The sequence below is a fragment of the Aeromonas sp. sif2416 genome (assembly GCF_019218665.1).
GTDB classification, from domain to species: domain Bacteria; phylum Pseudomonadota; class Gammaproteobacteria; order Enterobacterales; family Aeromonadaceae; genus Aeromonas; species Aeromonas encheleia.
The window spans coordinates 1-22,241 of sequence record NZ_JAHUXC010000020.1 but is presented as its reverse complement, the minus strand read 5'-3'; the positions used below and the strand labels follow the sequence as shown (position 1 = coordinate 22,241).

22 protein-coding genes are annotated in these 22,241 nt (G+C 61.9%); 10 read left to right on the top strand and 12 right to left on the bottom strand.

Features of this window, described 5'->3' with window-relative positions; genetic code table 11:
• A partial coding sequence (locus KW821_RS21225; protein ID WP_218292829.1) for a hypothetical protein occupies positions 1–212 on the bottom strand: 212 nt, incomplete at its 3' end.
• A 155-nt stretch (positions 213–367) separates the two neighbouring features.
• Here KW821_RS21225 and KW821_RS21220 point away from each other — a divergent pair.
• Positions 368–1,000, top strand: a complete 633-nt coding sequence (locus KW821_RS21220; RefSeq protein ID WP_218292828.1) for a LysE family translocator — start codon at positions 368–370, stop codon at positions 998–1,000.
• Positions 1,001–1,077: 77 nt separating this feature from the next.
• Here KW821_RS21220 and fis read toward each other — a convergent pair whose 3' ends face one another.
• On the bottom strand, positions 1,078–1,374 hold the full coding sequence (gene fis / locus KW821_RS21215; RefSeq protein WP_005309538.1) for a DNA-binding transcriptional regulator Fis: 297 nt from the start codon (positions 1,372–1,374) through the stop codon (positions 1,078–1,080).
• A 34-nt stretch (positions 1,375–1,408) separates the two neighbouring features.
• Entirely contained in the window at positions 1,409–2,374 is a 966-nt protein-coding gene (gene dusB / locus KW821_RS21210; RefSeq protein WP_042655054.1) for a tRNA dihydrouridine synthase DusB, read from the bottom strand.
• Between the two features lie 292 nt (positions 2,375–2,666).
• Between dusB and KW821_RS21205 the strand changes: the two genes are divergently transcribed.
• From KW821_RS21205 to KW821_RS21190, 4 genes are read left to right on the top strand one after another with little or no spacing between them, the layout of a single operon-like run.
• Entirely contained in the window at positions 2,667–4,073 is a 1,407-nt protein-coding gene (locus tag KW821_RS21205) for a TolC family protein (protein ID WP_256352020.1), read from the top strand.
• Positions 4,070–5,074 (top strand): HlyD family secretion protein, encoded by a 1,005-nt coding sequence (locus KW821_RS21200; protein WP_081966256.1) that lies wholly within the window; start codon positions 4,070–4,072, stop codon positions 5,072–5,074. Before KW821_RS21205 ends, KW821_RS21200 begins: the two co-directional genes overlap by 4 nt.
• On the top strand, positions 5,074–6,216 hold the full coding sequence (locus KW821_RS21195) for an ABC transporter permease (RefSeq protein WP_218292827.1): 1,143 nt from the start codon (positions 5,074–5,076) through the stop codon (positions 6,214–6,216). The genes KW821_RS21200 and KW821_RS21195 overlap by 1 nt, the downstream gene beginning before the upstream one ends.
• Positions 6,213–7,391, top strand: coding sequence for an ABC transporter permease (locus KW821_RS21190; RefSeq protein ID WP_218292826.1), 1,179 nt, complete (start codon positions 6,213–6,215; stop codon positions 7,389–7,391). The genes KW821_RS21195 and KW821_RS21190 overlap by 4 nt, the downstream gene beginning before the upstream one ends.
• 28 nt (positions 7,392–7,419) lie before the next feature.
• Here KW821_RS21190 and KW821_RS21185 read toward each other — a convergent pair whose 3' ends face one another.
• From KW821_RS21185 to KW821_RS21175, 3 genes are all read right to left on the bottom strand, one after another.
• A complete protein-coding gene (locus tag KW821_RS21185; protein WP_218292825.1) occupies positions 7,420–8,055 on the bottom strand; it encodes an SDR family oxidoreductase in 636 nt (211 codons plus the stop codon).
• A 129-nt stretch (positions 8,056–8,184) separates the two neighbouring features.
• Positions 8,185–9,045: a DnaA ATPase domain-containing protein gene (locus tag KW821_RS21180; protein WP_033132261.1), complete on the bottom strand. Its 861-nt coding sequence runs from the start codon at positions 9,043–9,045 to the stop codon at positions 8,185–8,187.
• Positions 9,046–9,111: 66 nt separating this feature from the next.
• On the bottom strand, positions 9,112–9,786 hold the full coding sequence (locus KW821_RS21175; protein WP_042655071.1) for a DnaT-like ssDNA-binding domain-containing protein: 675 nt from the start codon (positions 9,784–9,786) through the stop codon (positions 9,112–9,114).
• Between the two features lie 306 nt (positions 9,787–10,092).
• Between KW821_RS21175 and KW821_RS21170 the strand changes: the two genes are divergently transcribed.
• A complete protein-coding gene (locus tag KW821_RS21170) occupies positions 10,093–11,064 on the top strand; it encodes a response regulator (RefSeq protein ID WP_042655059.1) in 972 nt (323 codons plus the stop codon).
• A gap of 67 nt (positions 11,065–11,131) precedes the next feature.
• On the opposite strand, the gene KW821_RS21165 is transcribed toward KW821_RS21170, so the two are convergent.
• The 3 genes from KW821_RS21165 to KW821_RS21155 form a co-directional block, all read right to left on the bottom strand.
• Positions 11,132–12,529, bottom strand: a complete 1,398-nt coding sequence (locus tag KW821_RS21165) for a peptide MFS transporter (protein WP_218292824.1) — start codon at positions 12,527–12,529, stop codon at positions 11,132–11,134.
• Positions 12,530–12,743: 214 nt separating this feature from the next.
• On the bottom strand, positions 12,744–13,655 hold the full coding sequence (gene galU, locus KW821_RS21160; protein WP_218292823.1) for a UTP--glucose-1-phosphate uridylyltransferase GalU: 912 nt from the start codon (positions 13,653–13,655) through the stop codon (positions 12,744–12,746).
• Positions 13,656–13,749: 94 nt separating this feature from the next.
• Positions 13,750–14,070: a ComEA family DNA-binding protein gene (locus KW821_RS21155; protein WP_218292822.1), complete on the bottom strand. Its 321-nt coding sequence runs from the start codon at positions 14,068–14,070 to the stop codon at positions 13,750–13,752.
• Positions 14,071–14,235: 165 nt separating this feature from the next.
• Between KW821_RS21155 and cysQ the strand changes: the two genes are divergently transcribed.
• Positions 14,236–15,006, top strand: a complete 771-nt coding sequence (gene cysQ / locus KW821_RS21150) for a 3'(2'),5'-bisphosphate nucleotidase CysQ (RefSeq protein ID WP_218292821.1) — start codon at positions 14,236–14,238, stop codon at positions 15,004–15,006.
• Between the two features lie 88 nt (positions 15,007–15,094).
• Here cysQ and KW821_RS21145 read toward each other — a convergent pair whose 3' ends face one another.
• The 3 genes from KW821_RS21145 to KW821_RS21135 form a co-directional block, all read right to left on the bottom strand.
• Positions 15,095–15,391, bottom strand: a complete 297-nt coding sequence (locus tag KW821_RS21145; RefSeq protein WP_218292820.1) for a YciI family protein — start codon at positions 15,389–15,391, stop codon at positions 15,095–15,097.
• A gap of 24 nt (positions 15,392–15,415) precedes the next feature.
• Entirely contained in the window at positions 15,416–15,967 is a 552-nt protein-coding gene (locus tag KW821_RS21140) for a septation protein A (RefSeq protein WP_042655065.1), read from the bottom strand.
• 163 nt (positions 15,968–16,130) lie between these two features.
• Positions 16,131–17,645: a pyridoxal-dependent decarboxylase gene (locus KW821_RS21135; RefSeq protein WP_218292819.1), complete on the bottom strand. Its 1,515-nt coding sequence runs from the start codon at positions 17,643–17,645 to the stop codon at positions 16,131–16,133.
• A 200-nt stretch (positions 17,646–17,845) separates the two neighbouring features.
• On the opposite strand from KW821_RS21135, the gene KW821_RS21130 reads away from it, so the two are divergent.
• The 3 genes from KW821_RS21130 to KW821_RS21120 all read left to right on the top strand — a co-directional run.
• Positions 17,846–18,478, top strand: a complete 633-nt coding sequence (locus KW821_RS21130; protein WP_042655067.1) for a hemolysin III family protein — start codon at positions 17,846–17,848, stop codon at positions 18,476–18,478.
• 114 nt (positions 18,479–18,592) lie between these two features.
• Positions 18,593–20,254, top strand: coding sequence for a putative transporter (locus tag KW821_RS21125; protein WP_042655068.1), 1,662 nt, complete (start codon positions 18,593–18,595; stop codon positions 20,252–20,254).
• Positions 20,255–20,477: 223 nt separating this feature from the next.
• On the top strand, positions 20,478–22,241 hold a 1,764-nt coding region (locus tag KW821_RS21120), incomplete at its 3' end, for a retention module-containing protein (protein WP_218292818.1).

Sequence of the window (22,241 nt, the reverse complement as noted above, 5' to 3'; positions counted from 1 at the left end):
TCAGAAGTGAAACGCGGTAGCGCCGATGGTAGTGTGGCATTCGCCATGCGAGAGTAGGACACTGCCAGGCACCCAATTGAAGAAGCCCGCTCAATCGAGCGGGCTTTTTTATTGCCTGAAATTGGCCATTTCAGCGCTGATTTGTTTCTGAACCAGCGAATGCCCAAGTCATCTATTCCGCACAATGGCCCATTGTTTACCCACTTGTTCACCTTCTGACCCCTTTCCGATATCTACAGCTACCTAGCTGCCGACCCTCATAGCGCCTGGCTATGCCTTCCATTTATGCTCACTATTGCCGTTATGGGGGAGTGACAAGGCGGGCTGGATCCATAGACTGTGAGTTTCATCGGCAAGGGAGCTGTGTATGTTGGGGATCCATGATCTGGCGTTGTTTATCGTATCTGGCTTGCTGTTGAACATGATGCCTGGGCCAGACTCCCTGCTCATCATGTTGCGCAGTGGCTCGCAGGGTTGGCGAGCAGGCTCGGTGGCGGCGCTGGGGATAGGGACGGGCACCATGGTGCACGTGCTGGCGGCGGCCCTGGGGCTGTCGGCTCTGCTGAGTACCTCGGCCGAACTATTCGTGGTCATCAAGTTGATGGGGGCACTCTATCTGGTCTATCTGGGGATTTCCCTGCTCAGGCAAGGCGCAACGTCCCCTGCGACGACCGAGCCTGCGGTGACGCTGCCTGCGCTCTCCTATGGGCGGATCTTCCGGCAAGGCCTGCTGACCAATGTGCTCAATCCCAAGGTAGCGCTCTTCTTCCTCGCCTTTGTCCCGCAGTTCATTGCCCCAGATGCACCACAGAAGGCGCTGGCCTTCATCCTGCTGGGCTGTATCTTCAACCTCAACGGCATGATCTGGTGCCACCTGCTGGCCTTCTCGACCGCCTATGCGAGCCGCAGGGTACGCCTGCCTGCCCGGTTGGGGCGCTGGCTCAACCGCTTGATGGGGGGCTTGTTTGTCGGGCTCGGCATCAAGTTGGCGACGGAGTAAATCGCGGCCATAGAAAAAGGCGTATCCCATCGCTGGAATACGCCTTCGTCTGCACTGCAGCAAGGCTGATCGGGAGATCAGTTCATGCCGTAACGCTTGAGTTTCTTGCGCAGGGTACCACGGTTGATGCCCATCATCACGGCGGCGCGAGTCTGGTTACCACGGGTGTACTGCATGATCACGTCCAGCATGGGAGCTTCGACTTCGGAGAGAACCATATCGTACAGATCAATCACTTCCTGACCGTTCAACTGGGCCAGGTAGTTACGCAGGGCCTGTTGCACAGAGTCACGCAGGGGGCGCTGGGTCGGCTCGGCAGCGTGATTGTGAGTAGTTGTTACCAATGCATCAGAAGTCAGGGTTTGTTCGAACATATTCGGTCGGCTCTTTAGTTATGCGAGTTATGCGTTAACCTAATCCATCGAAATACACTTCAAGTGCCGTCAGCTGTGCATCTGCACAATCCAGGGCATTGAAATGTTTACGGAATTCTCGGCCCGTCTCTTCTTCATCCAGATACCAGCCCACGTGTTTACGGGCAATGCGCGCTCCCAGATATGCACCGTAAAACTGGTGCAGGTTGGTAACATGCTCGTTCATCAGGGTGCGAACCTCTTCCCTGTCGGGAGGCGGCAGCTTGGTGCCCGTCTCAAGAAAATGACGGATTTCCCGGAAAATCCAGGGTCGTCCTTGCGCAGCACGGCCGATCATCACGGCGTCGACGCCGGTATAGTCGAGGACATACCGGGCCTTCTCCGGGCTGTCTATGTCGCCATTGGCGACAACAGGAATCGATACGGCCTGCTTAATCGCCCTGATAGTGTCGTACTCCGCTTCCCCCCGGTAGAGGCAGGAACGGGTACGACCATGCACGGCAAGGGCCGCGATACCGCAATCTTCGGCGATTCGGGCGATCTCCTCGCCATTGCGGTTATCCGGATCCCATCCTGTGCGGATCTTCAAGGTGACAGGCACCTCCACTGCATCCACCACGGCCCGGCAGATGGTTCTGACCAGATCGGGTTGGCGCAGCAGGGCTGAGCCTGCCAACTTCTTATTCACTTTTTTTGCAGGACAACCCATGTTGATGTCGACGATCTGAGCGCCCTGCTCCACGTTGTAGCGGGCGGCAAACGCCATCATCTCGGGGTCGGCTCCGGCAATCTGGACCGATCGCAGTCCGCTTTCGGCAGAGTGATCCATTCTCATCCTGGTTTTCTGGGTATCCCAGACATCCGGGTTGGCCAGCAGCATCTCGGAAACGGCCATGCCAGCGCCCAATCGTAAACAAAGTTCACGAAATGGTCGGTCTGTTACACCGGCCATGGGAGCCACAATCAAGGGAGTTTCAAGCGTGTGGGGACCTATCTGCATTCCACGGTTACCATCGGCTTAGGGCGGCGTATATTACGCATTTTTTAGTCAGGAGAAAAGGTTAGTATTTGAGCGTCAGCCACTTTTTTCTGAAAAAAACGTCGCGCCAAGGCTTGCAAATTCAGGAGTGCTTGAAAATCAGGCAGATTGTCCGGGAGCATACTCGGGGTCAAATGAGTGAGGGACTCATTCATTTGTCTGTCTCCCTCCGCTGCGGGTTTGCGTTATGATAGCGAGCCTGAATCGAGCAAAGGCTCCACACAATTTTATTACAAACAGAAATTGGGGATGTATGACGTCAAGGTTTATCAAATCGCTCTGTCCGTGCCTGCTGGGAGCCATGCTAGGCTCGGCCCAGGCGCAGACCGTCAGCTTCACCGAGGCCTGGAGCCGGGTCATCCAGCAGGATGACGGACTGGCGGCAGAGCAGGCCGGGGTGGAGCGGGCAGAGCAGTTGCGCGAGGCGGCCAAGGCCATGTACCTGCCCAAGGTAGACGTGGGGGCCAGCTACACACACCTCGATCAACCGATGGAACTCGACATGCTGGATCTGAACCCCATCGCCAACCATCCCGAATTTGGCAAGGTGCTGGGCCCCGTCATGCAGGCGCTCAACCTCAGCCCCAGCGACTTCGTCACCCCCCTGACCAAACAGAACGTGGTCACCAGCTCGGTCAAGATGCTGTGGCCGCTGTTCGTCGGCGGGCGTATCGATGCGGCCCAGGACATTCGCCAGGCCCAGGTGAGCGAGGCGCAACAGCTGCTGGTGCTCAAGCAGCAGGCCAGCTTCGAGAGCCTCTCCCAGACCTACTTCGGGGTGGTGCTGGCGGCGCAGGTGGTGCAGACCAAGCAGGAGATCGAGCAGGGGCTGGCCCATCATCTGGATCATGCCCAAAAATTGGAGGCACAGGGCCAGATCGCCAGGGTCGAGCGGCTCTCCGCCCAGTCGGCCTATGACAGGGCCCGCATCGATACCCAGAAGGCAAGGCGCAGCCTGGAGATCGCCCAGCTGGCGCTCGGTCACATGCTCAAGATCAAGCAGGCGGAGCCCAACAGCCGGCTCTTCATCAACGAGAACATGCCGCAACTCGCTCCCTTCGTGCAGGAGACCCTGACGGTGCACCCCGGCCTCAAGCTGCTGGCGGCCAAGAAGGAGCAGGCGCAGGGGATGATCAAGCTGGAGAAGGGGAAGTACGCCCCCGAGCTGTTCCTGTTCGGCAACTACAACCTCTATGAGGATGACTCCATCGTCTCCAAGACCACGCCGGACTGGCTGGTCGGGGTCGGGGTCAGCATGCCGCTGGTGAGCCGTGATGGCCGCTCCGAGACGGTGCAGGCGGCCAAGAGTGCCGAGCTGCAGGTCAACCTGTTGCAGGCCAAGACCCGCCAGGATCTGGAGCTGCTGGTCGAGAAGACCTGGCGCGAGGCAGCGCAGGGGCTGGAGGAGTATCACTCCCTCTCCTCGACCCAGGCATTGGCCGAGGAGAACGTGCTGCTGCGGGACAAGGCGTTCGGCCAGGGGCTCTCCACCTCGCTGGATGTGGTGGATGCGCGCAACCAGCTGGCCGGGGTCAAGACCCAGCGCGCCGCCGCCGCCTATCAATACGTGATCTCCCTGGCCCGCCTGCTGGCGCTCTCCGGTCAGATGAACAGTTTCAATCAATATCAGCATGCTCAGGCGACAGAGGTGAATTCATGAGTCATCCCCCCATCAAGAAGAAGATGAGCCAGGGCAAGCCGCTGTTGTTGCCGCTGGCCCTGGTGCTGTTGGTCATCTGGCTGGGCTGGCGTTTCTGGCTGGCCTATCAGCCAGAGCCGGTGCGCCTGCAGGGCCAGATCGAGGCGCAGCAGTATTCGGTCTCCTCCAAGGTGGCGGGGCGCATCGACGAGGTGCTGGTGAAGAAGGGGGATCAACTGGCCAAGGGTCAGCTGGCATTCACCCTGGCCAGCCCCGAGATCGAGGCCAAGCTGAGCCAGGCCAAGGCCGGGCAGGCGGCGGCCGGTGCCATGGCGCAGGAGGCGGAGAAGGGGGCACGGGCCCAGCAGATCGCGGCGGCCAAGGATCAGTGGCAGCAGGCCAGGACGGCGGCCCAGCTCCATGGCAAGACCTATGAGCGGATCGCCAACCTGCACCGGGAAGGGGTGATGCCGCTGCAGAAACGGGACGAGGCCTGGACCGCCTGGCAGGCAGCCAAATACAGCGAAGGCATGGCCTGGCAGCAGTATCAGATGACCCTGGAAGGGGCACGGGAGGAGACCAAGGTCGCGGCCCGCGAGCAGGCCAAGATGGCGGCAGGCGGGGTGGCCGAGGTGGAGGCCTATCTGGCCGACACCCGCATCGCCACCCCCCATGCCGGCGAGGTAGCGCAGGTGCTGCTGCGCAGCGGCGAGCTGGCACCGCAGGGCTTCCCCGTGGTGACCCTGCTCGACATGGAGGATGCCTGGGCCCAGTTCCATGTGCGCGAGGATCTGCTGCCCCGCTTCCAGGTCGGCACCGAGTTCGATGCCAGCCTCCCCGGGTTGGGGGATCAAACGGTGCGCTTCAAGGTCACCCACGTGGCGATGATGGGGGACTTCGCCACCTGGCGTGCCACCGACACCCGCCAGGGCTTCGACATGAAGAGCTTCCAGGTGGAGGCGCGCCCCTTGCAACCGGTTGAAGGGTTGCGGGTCGGCATGAGCGTGCTGGTCGAACTCTGATGCGGCGCGAATGGCGGCTGCTGTGGGAGGATCCCTTCAGCCGGGCCCTGATAAGCTGGATCCCGCTGCTGCTGATCGGGCTGCTGTGCTGGATTTTCTCGGCCGGGCTGGCGCGGGATCTCAAGGTGGGTCTGGTGGATCTGGATCGCAGCGCGCTCTCCCGTCAGCTGGCATTCTCGCTGGATGGCTCCGCGGGTCTGCGCCTGAGCGATCAGTTTAACTCCATCGACGAGGGGGCCAGGGCGCTGCGCGGCGGCGACGTCTATGCCCTGGTGGTGATCCCCGCCCATCTGGAGCGGGATGCGCGGCAGGGCACCCAGCCCAAGGTGACAGTGTTCAACAACGGCCAGTTCATCCTGATCGCCAAGCTGGTCAACGCGGCGCTGGCCCAGGTGGTCGGCACTCTCAACGGCCAGGTCGGCGTGCTGGCGGCCATGGCCGATGGCAAGGCGCTGCCGGGCGCCCTGGGGCAGTCCGTCCCCATCGCCAGCCAGGTGACGGCGCTCTACAACATCAACTCCAGCTACGCCCAGTTTCTGTTGAGTGCCCTGCTGCCGGCGGTGTGGCAGATCCTGGTGGTGCTCTATGGCATCAACGCCCTGGCCCGGGCCGATCGACTCGGCCTGGACTGGACCACGCAAGGGGTCTGGTTCGGCCTCTGGCGCACCCTGTTGCCTCATGTGCTCATCGGGTGGGTCTGGGGGCTGGCGTGGAGCCTGCTGCTGTTCAGGGCGCTTGGCTATCCCATGCAGGGGAGCTGGCTGGTGTTGACGCTGGGTCTGGGGCTGGCCTCGGCCGCCTGTGTCAGCATGGGGGCCTTCTTCTACGGCGTCATCCGGGATCCGGCCCGCGCCCTGTCGCTGGCGGGCGCCTACACGGCACCCGGCTTCGCCTTCATGGGGGTGACCTTCCCGGTCAGCGCCATGGGGGACTTCGCTCAATTCTGGCGCAGCCTGCTGCCCATCTCCCACTATGTGGAGCTGCAGGTCGGGCAGGCGAACTACGGCCTGCCGCTCGATGCGGCCCTGCCCCAGTTCGGGGCCCTGCTGCTGTTCCTGCTGCCGCTGTTACTGGTGGTGCGGCGCTATCAACCGCAGGCCCAGGCCGCCCGCCAGCTGGCCATTAAGGAGCCGGAACTATGATGGGTTTCTGGGATCTGGTGCGTCTCGAGCTGCGTACCCTGCTGGCGGACCGCGCCATCATGCTGACCCTGTTTGGCGGGGTGTTCTTCTACTCCTTCCTCTATCCGCAGCCCTATCTGCACCAGTTGCCCCGGGAAGAGGCGGTGGTGGTGGTCAACGATGATGGCAGCCAGCTCTCCCGTCAGCTGGAGTTCATGGCCGATGCAACGCCCCAGGTGAAACTGGTGGCGCGGGTCGGCAGCCTGGAGGAGGCCCGTCAGTGGCTGTTGACCGGCAAGGCGAGCGGGATCCTGCACATTCCTCGCCATTTCTACCGGGATCTGATGCTGGGCAAGAGCGTGACCCTGAGCTATGCCGGTGATGCCTCCTATTTCCTGGTCTATGGCACCATCGCCGAAGGGCTGGCCCAGGCGGGGGGCACCCTGGCGGCCGGGATCAAGGTGGCGCGTCTGCTCAGCCAGGGCGAGGCGCTGCCACAGGCGGCCATGGGGTGGAACGCGGTGGGGCTCAACGTGCTGCCGGTCTTCAACCCCAGCATGGGTTATGTGAATTACGTGGTGCCGGCGGTGTTCGTGCTGATCCTGCACCAGGTGCTGCTGATGGGGGCCAGCATCCTGGGGGCGACCCAGAACCAGCGCAGCGCGCGCGGGGAGTCCGGTTACTGGCAGAAGGTGCCGGTGTTGCCTCTGCTGCTGGCCCGCACCCTGGTGCTGGGGGGGCTGTTCGTGTTGCCCGTGAGCTACTTCTTCGGCTTCTGTTTCGACTACTACGGCATAGCCCGCACCGCCGAGCCGACCGAGCTGTGGCTGTTCATCCTGCCCTTCCTGCTGGCGACCACCTTGCTGGGCATAGTGCTGGGGGCGCTGTTTACCCGCCGCGATCTGCCGACCCAGGTGGTGCTGGTCTCATCACTGCCGCTGGTTTTCCTCGCCGGCTTCATCTGGCCGCTGGAACTGATCCCGACGCCGCTCAACTGGCTGGCCCAGTGGGCGCCGAGCACGCCGGCCATCGAGGGACTGCTGCGCCTGAACCAGATGGGGGCCGATTTTACTCAAGTGGCCCCTTACTGGTGGCAACTGTGGGGCCTGACGCTGCTCAACGCGCTGCTCGCCTGTTGGTTGCTGGCGTGGCGCCAGCGACAGGCCGCCGAGACCAAGATGGAAACGGTCAGCTGAGGCTGACCGTTTTTTTGGGCGGACGGGCTCAGCTGCGCTGCAGGTCGGGGTCGCCGATGGCGTAGATCTGGCCGAGAGTCTGCTCGTCAGTGAGCAGTCGCAAACCCTGCATGGCCACGTCCTGGCGTCTGACCAGGCCGTGCACCTCTTTCCCCTGACTCAGCACGGCCTGACCGGTGGCCTCGCCATCCTGCAATCCCGCCGGCCGCAAGATGGTCCAGGCCAGTGTGCTGCTCTGCAGCCAGCTCTCGGCCAGGCTCTTCAAGCGCACCTCGTGACCGAAGGCCGTTCTGGCCCGCTCTGGCAGATATTGCCAGCTGTCGCCGCAACCGAGCGAGGTCACCAGCAGCAGGCGCTCGAGCCCGGCCTGCTCCATTCCGTCTATCACATGGCGGTTGCCCTGATAGTCCACCGGCTGCGGCTGGCGAAAGCTGCCGAGGGTGGAGACCACTTGCGCTTCGTTGCCTGCCAGGATGCAGGCGCGAGTGACGGCAGCCGGATCCAGGGCATCCCCCTCGAGGACCTCGACCCCGAGCGCGCGCAGCTCGGCCGCCGCCTCCGGGTTGCGGACCAGGGCCAGGACCCTGTGCCCCTGGCGCAGGGCCTGATCGGTGAAGGCGCGGCCCAGCCCGCGGCTGGCTCCGAAGATGAGTGTGGTTGGCATGAGAGATCTCCCTTGGACAAAAGGGCTAGCCTAGGGGCTCGACGGCGCTATGTAAATGAGAGTTGTTTCTATCTGTGAGGGGCGGGGGGAAACGACGGGCCGGGCGTCGCTGACGCCGGCCCTTGGGGATCAGCCGTTGTAGTGACCTATGCTGGGGCGGCGGCTGGGGCCACTCAGGTGGATATCCACCGGATTGAACGCCTTGATCGCCTCGAAGCTGAAGTCGCCGATGGCCTGGTGCAGGCTTTGGGGGCTGTGGTTGGTGATGATGATGACGCTCTTGGAGAGGTTGCGACGACGGCGCAACAGGTGGCCGAGGAAGCTGGACTGGCTCTCCGCCATCTTGGTGCGGTTGGCGGCCACCTCGTCGATGATCAGCAGATCCACCTCTTCCAGCGCGCGGCGGTACTGATTGCGCTCCTCCTGATCCTGGATCACGTTGAAGAACAGCCGGTCCACCACTGAGGCCCACTGCTGGAAGATCACCGATTTCTGATGCAGGGCGATCAGCTCATGGGCCACGGCGCCCGCCAGGGTGGACTTGCCGGTGCCATAGTCACCGTAGATGAGCATGCAGCCGCCGCCGCTCTTCTCCCAGTGCTCGAAGCCGCTGATGAAGTAGCGGGCCGTCTCCATGGGGTATTGCAGCGCCGGATCGGTGGCGTCCATCTTGTCGAATATCCAGTCCGGGTTGAGGTCGGCCTGGGCGATCAGCTTCTGGATCCGCTCCTGGCGGGCCGTCTTCTGCAGCTCGCGCACCTCGGCGTTGGCCTTGGCGTCATACTCCTTGCGCAGGGTCTCGTAGTCGTACTGGCTGCCGCCGGTCTGGGCCTGCAGGCGGCGAATGCGCTCGAGCAGGCCGCCCACGTGCTGGCTCAGCTCGGGATCGTGGATACGGAGGTCCTGTTTGGCTTTCGCTTTGGCGATCCTCTGGCGCTTGGCCTCGATCTCCTCCAGCTCCTGGCGCAGGGGATCGTGCGGGTCAGTCATGGAAGGCTCCTTCTGCTGGGGCTGGGTTGGCAAGGGGCTAATAGTGCCTGTTGCGGGCGTTCGGGATCAATCATTATCCGGCTCCTGGGTCTGGGCCAGGCGCTTGGCCTCTTCGATCATCTCCTGTGCCCGCTTGCTCGGGCCAGACTCGGCGGGGGCAGGCGTGACCTGTTGATAGCCCGCCACCACCATCGGCTGACGACGGGCGTAGCGGCGGCTCTTGAGGGCTCGGATAAACCTGAGCATCCACTGATGCTGGGAGTCGAACACCTCGGGGCGCCCCAGCCAGTAGGCGATGAATTCCCCCAGATCCTCTTCGTTGTAGCTGGCGTCGATCACCCCGCACAGGCGGGCGAGGGCGGGCAGCTCCTCATCCGGTCGCCACTGCAGGTGCATCTGGAAGGGGCGCTCCGGCAGCGGGCTGCGCACCCGCTGGCTCAGCAACGGCAGCTGGAACGGGCTCTGATGGTAGTGCTCACTGTCGGGCTGGGCCTCGACCTGCAACAGTCCTGCCTCCATCAACTCGTCGAGCAGCTCGGTCAGCTGGCGGGCATTGACCTGAAAACAGAAGCCGCTGGGATCGGTGGGATCCACCACCGCCAGCGCCCGCCCCAGCTCGGGGTAGTTGAGCCTGGCCAGCTGATTTTCCAGCACCAATCTGCGCAGCTGCAGGGTGTAGAGGCTGCGGGCCGGGTGGGACAATCTGGGATGGGCGAGGGCGCTGTATTCGGCTGGAGTCATGGTGTTCTTCACGGGCTGGAGTGAGGGCATTATCCCTCATGGCGGAGTCGCATACAATTCATGGCTGGCCTGCATGATGAGGCGGTGAGTCAATGGGGGGGGCCCCCACCGGCTTGCGCTTGCCTGCGAGGGCCGCCGCTGATTGAGCCAGAAAATATTGGCGAAATAATTCGATAATTTCAAATGGTTGGAAAGCATCACCCCGGTTTCGGCTGACTGGCGGCGAGATCGGGCTGGCTAAATTGACCGCGCTTGGACTAGGCTTAATACTCAAATAACCGTTTGACTAATAAGAGCTTTGTCAAGATGTCAGAAGCCGGACTACGGATCTTGGTGGTAGAGGATGAGGCGGTTTTTCGCCATTCGCTGGTCACTTATCTCGAGCATGATGGGGCCTGTGTCTTTCAGGCCGAAGACGGGATCGAAGGCCTCTCCGCCGCCGCGTTATATCACCCCGATATCGTATTATGTGACCTGAACATGCCCAACATGGATGGGCATGAGGTGATCGCCTGCCTGACCGCCCGCTATCCGGACGTGCCCGTCATCGTCATCTCGGGCCAGGACAAGATGGAATCGGTCGAGCGTGCGCTGCGGGCGGGCGCCAGGGATTTCTTCATCAAGCCGGTGTCCGATTACAGCCAGATCCGGCGCAGCATCGATCAATGCCTGACGGGAAGCCTGCACCAGAGCCAGCAGCTGGAGCTGATGGATCACATCGATTTTTTCCGGGCTCACGACAGGGCCTCCAGCCGGTTGCTGGCCTGGCTGACACCGCCGGGTTTGCAGGAGTGGGGCCCCTGGCAGGTGACCTTCGCCGGCATGGGCAACCTCTTCATTCCCGACACCTTCAAGCTGGATGACAAGTTGCTGGTGCTGGTGATGGAGCTGCCGCTGCTCGGGATGGATGCCGCCTTCTGCGGCGCCCTGGTGCGCTCCTTGATGAATGGGCCCTATCGCCAGTTCCAGCAGCAGGAGAGCCTGCTGCTGACCCAGCCGCACCGTCTGCTCGACTACCTGAATCTGCAATTGCTCGAATCGGGCCTGCGTCACTCCTTCGCCATGGCGGCGCTGCTGTTCGATCAGGAAGATGGGCTGGTATTTGCCAATGCGGGCCTCACCTCGCCCCACTGGCTGATGCGCTCGGGAGGATTGCCGCTCGGACTGATGCGCAGCACCCGCTATGCGCTGCACAGGCGCAGCTGGCACGAGCCGTTCGAGCTGCAGTTTCGCAGCGATAGCGGCAGCGCCTTGAAGATGCAGGTTCGCCATCACTGACCCAGGAAGACGAAAACAAGGAGGGCGCCCACTGGGCGCCCTCCTTGTTTTATTCAGTCTGAACCTATTAGACGGTGGCAGACTGCAGTTTTTTGTCTTGCTCGTCGGACTCTTTGGCCGGACCCTCGGCACCGTGCATCCAGTAGACCAGGCGATTGGCCATGGTCAACAGGATCAGCGCGCTGATCACGGCGGCGATGGCGATGCCACCGAAGATGGCGATGGCACCGGACTCACCGACGAAGGAGCCGACGAAGCCGGCGATGTAGTTGGCCAGGGCGACGAAGCCGAACCAGGCACCCATCATCAGGGAGGCCAGACGCAGCGGCGCCAGCTTGGTCACCATGGAGAGGCCGATCGGAGAGAGGCAGAGCTCACCCAGGGTGTGGAACAGATAGGCACCGACCAGCCAGAACATGGAGGTCTTGACGGCCTGATCACCACCTTGCTCCAGCACGGCACCGATCATGAACAGGAAGCCCACGGCCAGGAACAGCAGACCCATGGCGAACTTCACCGGGGAGTTCGGCTCTTTGCTGCCGAGCTTGATCCAGATGGCCGCGACGATCGGTGCGAGCGTGATGATGAAGAAGGGGTTCAGGGACTGGAACCAGGCGGTCGGCACTTCGAAGCTGCCGATCATGCGGTCGGTATATTCCTGCGCGTACAGGTTCATCAGGCCACCGGCCTGCTCGAAGCCAGCCCAGAAGATGATGGTGAACAGACCCAGCACCAGGATGACCTTGATGCGATCCACTTCCTGCTTGGTCAGCGGCGCTTTCTGCTCCTTGGAGCGTTGCTCGGCGGCGCGTTGGGCGGCCGGCACACGGCCGATGTCACCCAGGAAACGCTGAGCCATGGTGGCCTGGACTACCAGGGAGAGCAGCATGCCGATACCGGCGCTGACGAAGGCAGCCTGCCAGCCATAGGCAGTGGCGGCGGCGCCGCAGATCACACCGGCCAGCAGGGAACCCAGGTTGATGCCCATGTAGAAGATGGTGAAGGCACCGTCACGGCGGTGGTCACCTGCCTGATAGAGGTCACCCACCATGGTGGAGATGTTCGGCTTGAACAGGCCGTTACCCAGGATCAGCAAGCCAAGGCCCGCGTAGAAGACGGTGTTGACCATGTCGGGGAACATGGCGTGCGGCAGGGCCAGGGTGAACTGACCGGCGGCCATCAGCACGGCACCAAACAGGATAGCGCGACGCTGACCCAGGAAGGTATCTGCCAACCAGCCACCGATGATGGGGGTGATGTAAACCAGACCGGTATAGATGCCATAAAGCTTGAGGGCGTCGGCTTGGGTCCAGCCCATGCCGCCATTGGCCGTCATGTCAGTCAGATAGAGGACGAGCACGGCACGCATGCCGTAATAGGAGAATCTCTCCCACAGTTCGGTACTAAAGAGCAAAAAAAGCCCTTTAGGGTGACCTAAAAAGGTCCCTTTGGACGGATTATTCATTGGAACTTCCACCTGTGTCTTATATTTTTTTAGGAATTTTATGCAAGGGCTAGGAACAAGCCTTATTCCTTATAAAACAAGCGTGATTGAATTACAATGAGAGGTTTTAGGGATAATTTATCTATCAATGGTTGAATATTTGTTTTTAAAATGAAAAAAGGGCATCAAATGATGCCCAGTTCTTTATTCTATCAATGTCGTAAATATTCAGGTATTACAACTGTTTGACGAACTGCTTCAGCCAGGCCGTAAATTCACCGTTCAGTTCCGAGTGGCGCACTGCATATTCCACGTTGGCTTTCATATAACCCATCTTGCTGCCGCAGTCGTGGCTGCGACCCTTCATGAAGTAGGCGTTGACCTGTTCGTGTTCCATCAGCATGGCGATGGCATCGGTCAGCTGGATCTCGTCACCGGCACCGGCGGGGGTCTTCTCCAGCAAGGGCCAGATGTTGGCGGAGAGCACATAGCGGCCGACCACGGCGAGGTTGGAGGGCGCCTCATCACGCGGCGGCTTCTCGACGATGGCCTGCATCGGCAGTGACATGCCGGCACTCAACGCCTCGCCCTTGATGTCGGCGATGCCATACTTGTCCACTTCGCTCTCGGGCACGGCCTCCACCATGATCTGGCTGATGTGCTCCTCCTCGAACAGGTGCACCATCTCCGCCAGGTTGTCCAGCTTGAGATTGCTGGCGACCTCGTCGATCAACACATCCGGCAGCAGCACGGCGAACGGCTGATCGCCGATCAGCGGGCGGGCGCAGAGCACGGCATGGCCCAGCCCTTTGGCCTCACCCTGGCGCACGTGCATGATGGTGACGTCCTTGGGACAGATGTGCTGTACCTCTTCCAGCAGTTGCCGCTTGACCCGCTTCTCCAGGGTTGCTTCCAGCTCGAAGCTCTTGTCGAAATGGTTCTCGATGGAGTTCTTGCTGGAGTGAGTCACCAGGATGATCTCCTTGATGCCGGCGGCGATGGCTTCGCGCACCACATACTGGATCAGCGGCTTGTCGACCACCGGCAGCATCTCTTTCGGGATGGCCTTGGTGGCGGGCAGCATGCGGGTACCCAGACCGGCGACGGGGAGAACGGCCTTGCGTACAACGAGCGGTGTCTTTTTCATGGAATGAGTCCAAAGGTACAAAGTGAGCTCATGATACCCGAAGAAAAATAGGGCAGCCACCGGCTGCCCTCATAACGAAACGGCTCTTGATCGGTTACTTGACGATAATCATGTCCCGATTCGCATCCAGGGTGGCTGGTCCTATGCCGCTTACCTCCGCCAGCTGATCCACCGAGGTGAACTTGCCCTGCTTCTCGCGATAGTCGACGATGGCCTGGGCCTTCTTCTCGCCGATCCCCTTCAGCTCCGCGAGTTCAGCGGCGCTGGCGGTGTTGAGGTTGATCTTGCCAACCTCCTTGGTGCTGGTGACGGTCGTGGCGGGCTTGGCCGCCGGCTTGTCGGCGGCGAGCACAGGCTGGCTCAGCAGGGGTAGTCCGCTCAGCAACATGGCGGCGATCAGGGTCTTTAGGTTCATGGTTTCACGTCCTTGTGTGGTGCCGTATGGCTATAGAAAACTAGTCGAGCTGCGCCATTTTTTGTCTGTCATTTTTTACACTTTATAAGTCAGTGCAAACGGCTATAAGCCAGATAGAGCCGAAATAGGTACACTGGCTAACCATTTGAGCGAGATATCTTTTCTATGTTCTTACCCGCCATTTCCGAGCTGGAGCCCATCGCCCGCGCCGCCGGTGAGGCCATCATGGCCATCTACCATCAGCCCTTCGCGGTGGAGTACAAGGCCGACGAGAGCCCGCTCACCGCCGCCGACAAGGGGGCCCATGAGGTGATAGCGCAGGCGCTGGCCAGACTGACACCGACTATCCCGGTGTTGTCCGAAGAGTCAGATGCCGAGACGATGCAGGCCCGGCTCGGCTGGTCCCGCTACTGGCTGGTGGATCCGCTGGATGGCACCAAGGAGTTCGTCTCCCGCAACGGTGAGTTTACGGTGAACATCGCGCTGATCGACGATGGCAGGCCGGTCTGGGGCCTGGTTTATGCCCCCGTGCCCGACCGGCTCTGGTACGGTGGCAAGGGCCTGGGCGCCTGGCGCATCGACGGGGGGAGGACGGTGGCGATCAAGACTCGCCCCCATGCGGATGGACAAGCCTGGCGGGTGGTGGGCAGCCGCAATCACCTGTCCCAGGCCACCCTGGATTACCTGGCCCGCTTTGGTGACATAGCGCGGGGCGAGATAGAGCTGGTCTCCATGGGCAGTTCGCTCAAGTTCTGCATCATCGCCGAGGGGGACGCCGAGCTCTATCCGCGCCTCGCCCCCACCTGTGAATGGGATACCGGGGCGGCGCAGGCGGTGCTGGAGGGAGCGGGGGGCTCGGTGACCCGCCTCGATGGCTCAGCGCTCGAATACAACAAGCCGGATATCCTCAATCCCTGGTTTGTGGCGCGGGCCTGATTGTCGCCGCCAGGGCGTGCAGAGGTAAAAAGGCCGGACATTGTCCGGCCTTTTGCATTTTCTACCGCGGGTGCGAGTGGGTCTGAACTCAGAACACCTTCTTGTAGGGCTTGATGGTGACCCTGGCGTAGACGCCTGCCGCCACATAGGGATCGGCATCGGCCCAGGCCTTGGCCTCGGTCAGGCTGGTGAATTCGGCGATCACAGTGCTGCCGGTGAAGCCCGCATCGGCCGGATCCTCGGCGTCGATGGCCGGGTTGGGGCCGGCGGTCAGCAGGCGCCCCTCATCCTGCAGCGCCTGCAGACGGGCCAGGTGAGCGGGACGGGCCAATTTACGCTGGGGCAGGCTGCCCGCGGCGTCTTCGGAATAGATCAGATACCACATGAGAGAATCCTTTTCTGGTTGCGGTTATTTTTTCTGTTCTGCTTTCTGCTCGGCCGGCATGTGGCGATAGAGATAGACGCCGCTCAGCAGGGTGAACACCAGCGTCATGCCCAGCAGGCCAAACACCTTGAAGTTGACCCACATCTCTTGCGACAGGTTGAAGGCCACATAGAGGTTGAGCAAGCCGCAGGCGGCGAAGAAGCCGACCCAGCCGAGATTGACGTTGTCCCAGACGCGGTCGGGGGCCTGCAGCTCCTTGGCCAGCATCTGCTTGATGAGGTTCTTGCCAAAGCCGTAGCGGCTGATGAGCAGCGCGAGGGCAAACAGCACGTTGATGACGGTCACCTTCCACTTGATGAAGGTATCGTCATGGAAGAAGACGGTGAGGCCGCCGAAGAAGCCGACCAGCAGGAAGGTAAACAGCTGCATCTTCTCGACCTTGCGATAGCGCACCCAGCTGTAGAGCAGCTGCAGGCCGGTGACGGCGACCAGGGCGCCGGTGGCGGTATAGATGTCGTAGAACTTGTAGACGGCGAAGAACACGATCAGGGGAATAAATTCAATAAACTGCTTCATGCTGGGCTCATTAACCTCAAAATTTCACTCAGTGTACCTGCCTGTTAGGCAACGGCAAATGAATAAGACCATCCGGATTGCCGTCGGTTCCACTCTATCTTTATGCCAGATCCAGACCCGCCACCGGCCGTTGTCAGGGCCGCGCCAGGCGTCTGCGATTTAGTCAGGCGGTCGTGTCAAACAGCTGGTTTGCAACGGCCTGGCCCAGCCGCAGCTGATCCGCCAGCAGCTCGCGAATGTGCCGCTCCTCGATCAAGGGGTTGAGCAGCACGGCGCGCAGCAGGGTGAGCTGTTGGCTGCCATAGCGCCCCACCGCCCGCTGGGTGCGGGAGACGAAGCTGTGGCCCTCGGCCCGCTGGGCTTTTTGCAGCGCCACGTTGAAGGCGTTGATCTGCTCGTTGGCCGCCTCATCCAGCACTTGGCCTTGCAGGTGCGGTGGAATGCAGCGGTAAGAGAGCAGGTTCATCACCGGCGCCGACATCAGCTCGAAGGCCGGATCGGCCTCGATCAGAGCGGCCATCAGCCGTGCCCGGTCGTAGTTGGCCTCGATGAGCTCGGCATAACCCTGTTGGCCCAGCAGCTGGAAGGCGGCGTCCAGATAGAGCGCATTGGCGGGGCGGGTGCCCTCCAGGGTGAAGCGGCCCTGATCGAAGGAGCTGGCGCGGATGGCGTAGGGGGCCTCCCGCTTGACCGTCATCATCAGATCCGGCCGGCGGCAGAGCAACATGCCGGTGCCGAGTGGTACCAGCAGCTGCTTGTGGCCGTCCAGGGTCACGGTATCGGCCCGCTCTATCCCCGCCAGCAATTCCTGATAGCGGGGGGAGTAGAGGGTCGGGCCGCCCCAGGCGGCATCCACATGCAGGTGAATCCGCTCGCGGGCCGCGATGGCCGCGAGCTCGGGCAGGGGATCGATGGAGCCAAAATCCGTGCTACCGGCGACGCCGACCAGGGCCAGCACCTTGAGCTTCTGTGCCTTGCACTGGGCCAGCGCGATCTCGAGGGCCGCGATGCTGAGCCGGTTGTCGGCGTCGGTATCGAGCCGCCAGACGTTGCCGGCGCCCAGCCCCAGCAGATCCATGCCCTTGTCGAAGGAGTAGTGCATCAGCCGCGAGCCCAAGATGACGGCGCCGCGGTAGCCCTGCTCATAGAGGGCGAACAGGTTGTCGCCACAGGCGCGGTTGCGGGCCAGCCAGAGGGCGGTGACGTTGGCGATGGTGCCGCCGCTGGTCATGACGCCGAGGGCCGCATCCTTGGCATGCATCTGCGCCTCGTAGAAGTCATCCCTCTCGCGATAGATGAGGCGGTGCAGCTTGGCCAGCACCTCCCGCTCCAGGAAGCTGAGCAGGCGGGAGGACTCCATCTTCATCGGATTCTGGTTGAGCATCACCAGCAAGCGGGAGAGCTCGGCGGTGAAGGCCGGTAACGGCGCCGTCATGTGCCCCATGTAGCGTGGGGAAGTGAGGTGAGAGGCGCCGGGCACCAGGGTGGCCAGCCGCGCCAGATAGGCTTGGGTGCTCATGCCCGCGGCGGGCATGCGGGACTGATCGAGCTGATGAACGAAGTGATCACGCTGGTAGGGAGCCTGACTGTCATCCGAGTGATGGAAGGTCTCCAGCAGGGCCGTCATGGCCTGGCCGAAGGCAGGATCCGGTTGTGTAAAGAGTTCAGTCAGCTTCATCAGGTTCTCCAGACCAGGGTGCCGGGCAGACGCGGCCAGGCTTGTGCGTCGGCCGCAGAGCATACACCAAAGGAACAGGGGGGGCAGCCCTCTCCTGGCGACGGCGAGTCCCTGGCAGGCAGCGCCTTTATTTTTGAGCTAACACTTGTAGCCTGAAATCAGGGCCGCTAGAGTGAGCCGAATCTGAACAGGAGTTTCTGATGAGTGATGTGACGGGTTATTCCCCACGGGAGGAGTGGGCCAACCGCCTCAGCCACGGGCTGGGGCTGCTGCTGGGGATCCTCGGTCTGATCCTGCTGCTGCACAAGGGCTGGGATCAGGGCCCCCAGGCGCTGCTGAGCTACGGCCTCTATGGCGCCAGCCTGGTCCTGCTCTACCTCGCCTCGACGCTATACCACAGCATGGGTTCGGGGGCGGCGAGGCGCTGGTGCAAGGTGTTCGATCACTGCGCCATCTACCTGCTGATCGCCGGCACCTATACCCCCTTCCTGCTGGTGGCGCTCGATACCCCGCTGGCCCAGGGGCTGATGGTGGTGATCTGGGCACTGGCCCTGGCCGGGGTGGTGTTCAAGCTGCTCTTCATCAACCGTTTCAAGCGACTGTCCCTGTTCACCTACCTGATGCTGGGCTGGCTGTCGCTGGTGGTCATCTATCAGCTCTACCTCCACCTGGCGGGAGAGGGGTTGCTGCTGCTGGGGATAGGCGGGCTCATCTACAGCCTGGGCGTCATCTTCTACGTGGCGAAGCGGATCCCCTATAACCATGCCATCTGGCACCTGTTCGTGCTGGGGGGCAGCCTCTGTCACTTCGCGGCCATCTATGGCTACGTCTAACCCTTAGTTGGTATTTCTTGGCGTACGAAAGCCTCAATTCGTGCGGCATCACACAGTTGGCCCCCGCATTTGCTGACAAGCTAGGGACAGTTCGGCTTGCAAAGGATGCACACAATGAGTGAGATCGCGCTTTCCATCAGCATGTTGTCGCTGGTGGCGGTGCTGGGACTCTGGCTGGGGAACTGGCGGGTCTATGGCGTGGGGTTGGGGATCGGCGGGGTGCTGTTTGGCGGCATCATAGTGGGTCACTTCGCAGGCCTGTCCGGCTTGCAGTTAAATGAGCAAACACTTCATTTTATTCAAGAATTTGGCCTGATCCTGTTCGTCTACACGATCGGTATCCAGGTCGGTCCCGGTTTCTTCTCCTCCCTGCGTAGCTCGGGGCTCAAGCTCAATGGCTTCGCCGCCCTGCTGGTGCTGCTCGGCTGCGTGGTGGCGGCGGCCCTGCATCAGCTGTTCGATGTGCCGCTGCCGGTGATCCTCGGGGTCTTCTCCGGCGCCGTGACCAACACCCCTTCGCTGGGGGCCGGCCAACAGATCCTGGCCGAGCTCGGGGCCGATCCGGACATGACCGGGCTGATGGGCATGGGCTATGCGGTGGCCTACCCGTTCGGGATCTGCGGCATCTTGCTCACCATGTGGCTCATTCGCATGTTCTTTCACATCAAGATCGACGAAGAAGCGGCCGCGTTCGAGCAACAGGCAGGCAAGACCAAGGAGAGCCTGCAGACCATCAACATCGCGGTGCGCAACCCCAATATGCATGGCCTGATGCTGCGCGAGATCCCGAGCCTGGATGAGGCCGACGTGATCTGCTCCCGCCTCAAGCGCGACGATGAGCTGATGGTGCCTAATCCGGACTCACGCATCCAGCTCGGCGATCTGCTGCACCTGGTCGGCGAGCGCCATGCTCTGCACAAGGTGCTGCTGGTGCTGGGGGAGGAGGTGGAGACCTCGCTCTCCACCCGGGGCACCGAGCTGCGGGTCGAGCGGGTGGTGGTCACCAACGAGCAGGTGCTCGGCAAGCGGATCCGGGATCTCGACATCAAGCAGAAATACGATGTGGTCATCTCACGGCTCAATCGTGCTGGCATCGAGTTGGTGCCGACCAGCCAGACCAGCCTGCAGTTTGGCGACATTCTCAACCTGGTGGGACGGCTCGAGGCCATCGAGGCGGTGACCAGCGTGGTCGGCAACGTGCAGCAGAAGCTGCAGCAGGTGCAGATGCTGCCGGTGTTCATCGGTATCGGCCTTGGGGTGTTGCTCGGTTCCATCCCCTTCTACCTGCCGGGCTTTCCGGCGGCGTTGAAACTGGGGCTGGCGGGGGGGCCGCTGGTGGTGGCGCTGATCCTGTCGCGCATCGGCAGCATCGGCAAGCTCTACTGGTTCATGCCGCCGAGCGCCAACCTGGCGCTGCGCGAGATCGGCATAGTGCTGTTCCTGGCGGTGGTGGGATTCAAGTCCGGGGCCGGCTTCATCGACACCCTGATCAACGGCGATGGTCCGGCCTGGATGATGTACGGCATGGCGATCACCCTGATCCCGCTGCTGGTGGTCGGGGTGCTGGCGCGCCACTATGGCAAGCTCAACTACCTCACCCTGTGCGGTCTGCTGGCGGGCTCCATGACGGATCCTCCCGCCCTGGCCTTCGCCAACGGCATGCACCCCACCAGCGGGGCCAGCGCCCTGTCCTATGCCACCGTCTATCCGCTGGTGATGTTCCTGCGGATCATCTCGCCCCAGCTGCTTGCCATCCTGCTCTGGGCCGGGGTCTGAGCACCCATCTGACGGGAACCCTCACTGGGGTTCCCGTCTCCATTGGCCCCAGTCGATATTATTGATTTAATTAATTTTATTCCTCGCAGTTCACCCTTCGGTTTCTAAGCCTAATTCAGTCTCAAAGTGGTCTATCCGTTCGAATTTTCTCACTGGTTTATGGTCGGATTCGCGGGCACATTAGACGCTGGAAATTTTTGCCCATTGGTATTCAGGAGAAAGCATGAGCAGCCACAACATCGTATTGGATCAGGACGTCGTCGTTACCCAGCTGAAAGGCAAAGTCTATCTGGTTGCCGCGGATGGGAGTCAAACACTGCTGACCGAAGGCGATGTGCTTCCCAAGGATGCGGTGGTGCTCAGCCCGGATGGGGCCAGCTTCCAGGGGGGCAGCGAGATCTTCACCCTGAGCCCGACCAAGGAACTCGATCCGGCCGCGGATGATGCCTCCTTGTTGACGCAGAACGGGCCGGCGGGGACTCCTGATGATGTGGCGGCCTTGCAGCAGGCCATACTGGCAGGCACAGACCCGACCAAGACCTTTGAGGCTTCAGCCGCCGGCGGGGCACCGGCTGCGGGCAACATCGGTGGTGTCGAGGGTTCCAGTGGCAACGGCGGCTTCGTCAGCATCGACCGGACCGGGGATGTGACCATCGCCGCCGCCGGCTTCGATACCGCCAACCCGGGCGAGGTCGGTGTCATTGCCGAGGCGCGGGGTGGGGAGGACGAGAACGCCGACCTCACTGCGCCCGTCATCACGGTGTCGGCACCGGACAACACCAACGACAACACCCCGACGCTGACGGGGACCACGGATGCCGATCCTGGCAGCACCGTGACCCTGCTGGTCACCGATGCCGGTGGCAAGCAGCAGACCCTGATCACCACGGTCAAGCCGGATGGCACCTTCAGCGTGGATGTCGTCACCCCGCTGACCGACGGTAACTACACGGTGACGGCTTCAGTGACCGATCCCTACGGCAATACCGGCACCGCCACCGATGATGGCAGCGTGGACGGCACGGCGCCTTCTGCACCGCTGGTGGACATTCAGGATGGCGCGGACAACGTCATCTCCGCCAACGAGCGGGAGCATGGGGTGGATGTCATCATCCACCTGCCTGCCGACGCCAAGGCGGGCGATCGCCTCGATGTGGACTGGAATGGTGATGGCGTGCCTGACAGCAGCTCCATCCTGACCACAGATGACATCAACAAGGCTCAGGTCAATCTGACAATCCCCACGACCGATCTGCCGATCAACGGCCCTATCTCGGTTGATGCCACCCTGACCGATCCGGTGGGCAATACCTCGCCCAAAGGCACCGACAACAGCATAGTGAACGCCCCACCCTCGCCCGTGAATGATCAGTTCAGCGTGGCGGAGGATGGCACAGTCACCATCAATGTGACCGGCAACGATACCGATGTCGACGGCGATCGCCTGACCATCAACGCCATCAACGGCCAGACCATCGCCGAAGGCGGCTCCGTGGCCATCGACAATGGCACCGTGACCCTCAGCAATGGTCAGCTGGTCTTTACGCCAGCACCAGATTTCAATGGCAGCATCTCCTTCGAATACACCATCACCGACGGCCTGCACAACGCTACCGCAGGGGTGACAGGTACCGTCACCGGCGTGAACGATGTGGCCGTGATCAGTGGTAGCGACTACGGTGCGGTGATCGAGGACACCACTACCCCGACCCTGACCGAAACCGGCACCCTGAGCGTGACCGACGTGGACGGGGCCGACGAGGCTGAGTTCAAGCCGGGCCTGGGCGCGCCGAGTGCCAATGCCCTGGGCAGCCTGACCATTGCCGCGGATGGCAAGTGGGACTATGAAGTCGCCAACGACAAGGTGCAGTACCTGGGCCAGGGTGAGACCAAGGTCGAGACCTTCACCGTACAGAGCCTGGATGGCACCAGCCACACCGTGACCATCACCATCACCGGCGTCAATGACGGTGCGGTGATTGTGGGT

What these genes read in the sequence shown, in the direction of transcription:
- KW821_RS21145 (WP_218292820.1), bottom strand. Translation starts at nt 15,391, where the DNA reads ATGTGGTATCTGATCTATTCCGAAGACGCCGCGGGCAGCCTGCCCCAG.
- KW821_RS21130 (WP_042655067.1), top strand. Translation starts at nt 17,846, where the DNA reads ATGAGTGATGTGACGGGTTATTCCCCACGGGAGGAGTGGGCCAACCGC.
- galU (WP_218292823.1), bottom strand. Translation starts at nt 13,655, where the DNA reads ATGAAAAAGACACCGCTCGTTGTACGCAAGGCCGTTCTCCCCGTCGCC.
- KW821_RS21200 (WP_081966256.1), top strand. Translation starts at nt 4,070, where the DNA reads ATGAGTCATCCCCCCATCAAGAAGAAGATGAGCCAGGGCAAGCCGCTG.
- KW821_RS21190 (WP_218292826.1), top strand. Translation starts at nt 6,213, where the DNA reads ATGATGGGTTTCTGGGATCTGGTGCGTCTCGAGCTGCGTACCCTGCTG.
- KW821_RS21165 (WP_218292824.1), bottom strand. Translation starts at nt 12,529, where the DNA reads ATGAATAATCCGTCCAAAGGGACCTTTTTAGGTCACCCTAAAGGGCTT.
- KW821_RS21205 (WP_256352020.1), top strand. Translation starts at nt 2,667, where the DNA reads ATGACGTCAAGGTTTATCAAATCGCTCTGTCCGTGCCTGCTGGGAGCC.
- dusB (WP_042655054.1), bottom strand. Translation starts at nt 2,374, where the DNA reads ATGCAGATAGGTCCCCACACGCTTGAAACTCCCTTGATTGTGGCTCCC.
- KW821_RS21140 (WP_042655065.1), bottom strand. Translation starts at nt 15,967, where the DNA reads ATGAAGCAGTTTATTGAATTTATTCCCCTGATCGTGTTCTTCGCCGTC.
- fis (WP_005309538.1), bottom strand. Translation starts at nt 1,374, where the DNA reads ATGTTCGAACAAACCCTGACTTCTGATGCATTGGTAACAACTACTCAC.
- KW821_RS21135 (WP_218292819.1), bottom strand. Translation starts at nt 17,645, where the DNA reads ATGAAGCTGACTGAACTCTTTACACAACCGGATCCTGCCTTCGGCCAG.
- KW821_RS21180 (WP_033132261.1), bottom strand. Translation starts at nt 9,045, where the DNA reads ATGACTGACCCGCACGATCCCCTGCGCCAGGAGCTGGAGGAGATCGAG.
- KW821_RS21195 (WP_218292827.1), top strand. Translation starts at nt 5,074, where the DNA reads ATGCGGCGCGAATGGCGGCTGCTGTGGGAGGATCCCTTCAGCCGGGCC.
- cysQ (WP_218292821.1), top strand. Translation starts at nt 14,236, where the DNA reads ATGTTCTTACCCGCCATTTCCGAGCTGGAGCCCATCGCCCGCGCCGCC.
- KW821_RS21170 (WP_042655059.1), top strand. Translation starts at nt 10,093, where the DNA reads ATGTCAGAAGCCGGACTACGGATCTTGGTGGTAGAGGATGAGGCGGTT.
- KW821_RS21220 (WP_218292828.1), top strand. Translation starts at nt 368, where the DNA reads ATGTTGGGGATCCATGATCTGGCGTTGTTTATCGTATCTGGCTTGCTG.
- KW821_RS21125 (WP_042655068.1), top strand. Translation starts at nt 18,593, where the DNA reads ATGAGTGAGATCGCGCTTTCCATCAGCATGTTGTCGCTGGTGGCGGTG.
- KW821_RS21155 (WP_218292822.1), bottom strand. Translation starts at nt 14,070, where the DNA reads ATGAACCTAAAGACCCTGATCGCCGCCATGTTGCTGAGCGGACTACCC.
- KW821_RS21185 (WP_218292825.1), bottom strand. Translation starts at nt 8,055, where the DNA reads ATGCCAACCACACTCATCTTCGGAGCCAGCCGCGGGCTGGGCCGCGCC.
- KW821_RS21175 (WP_042655071.1), bottom strand. Translation starts at nt 9,786, where the DNA reads ATGACTCCAGCCGAATACAGCGCCCTCGCCCATCCCAGATTGTCCCAC.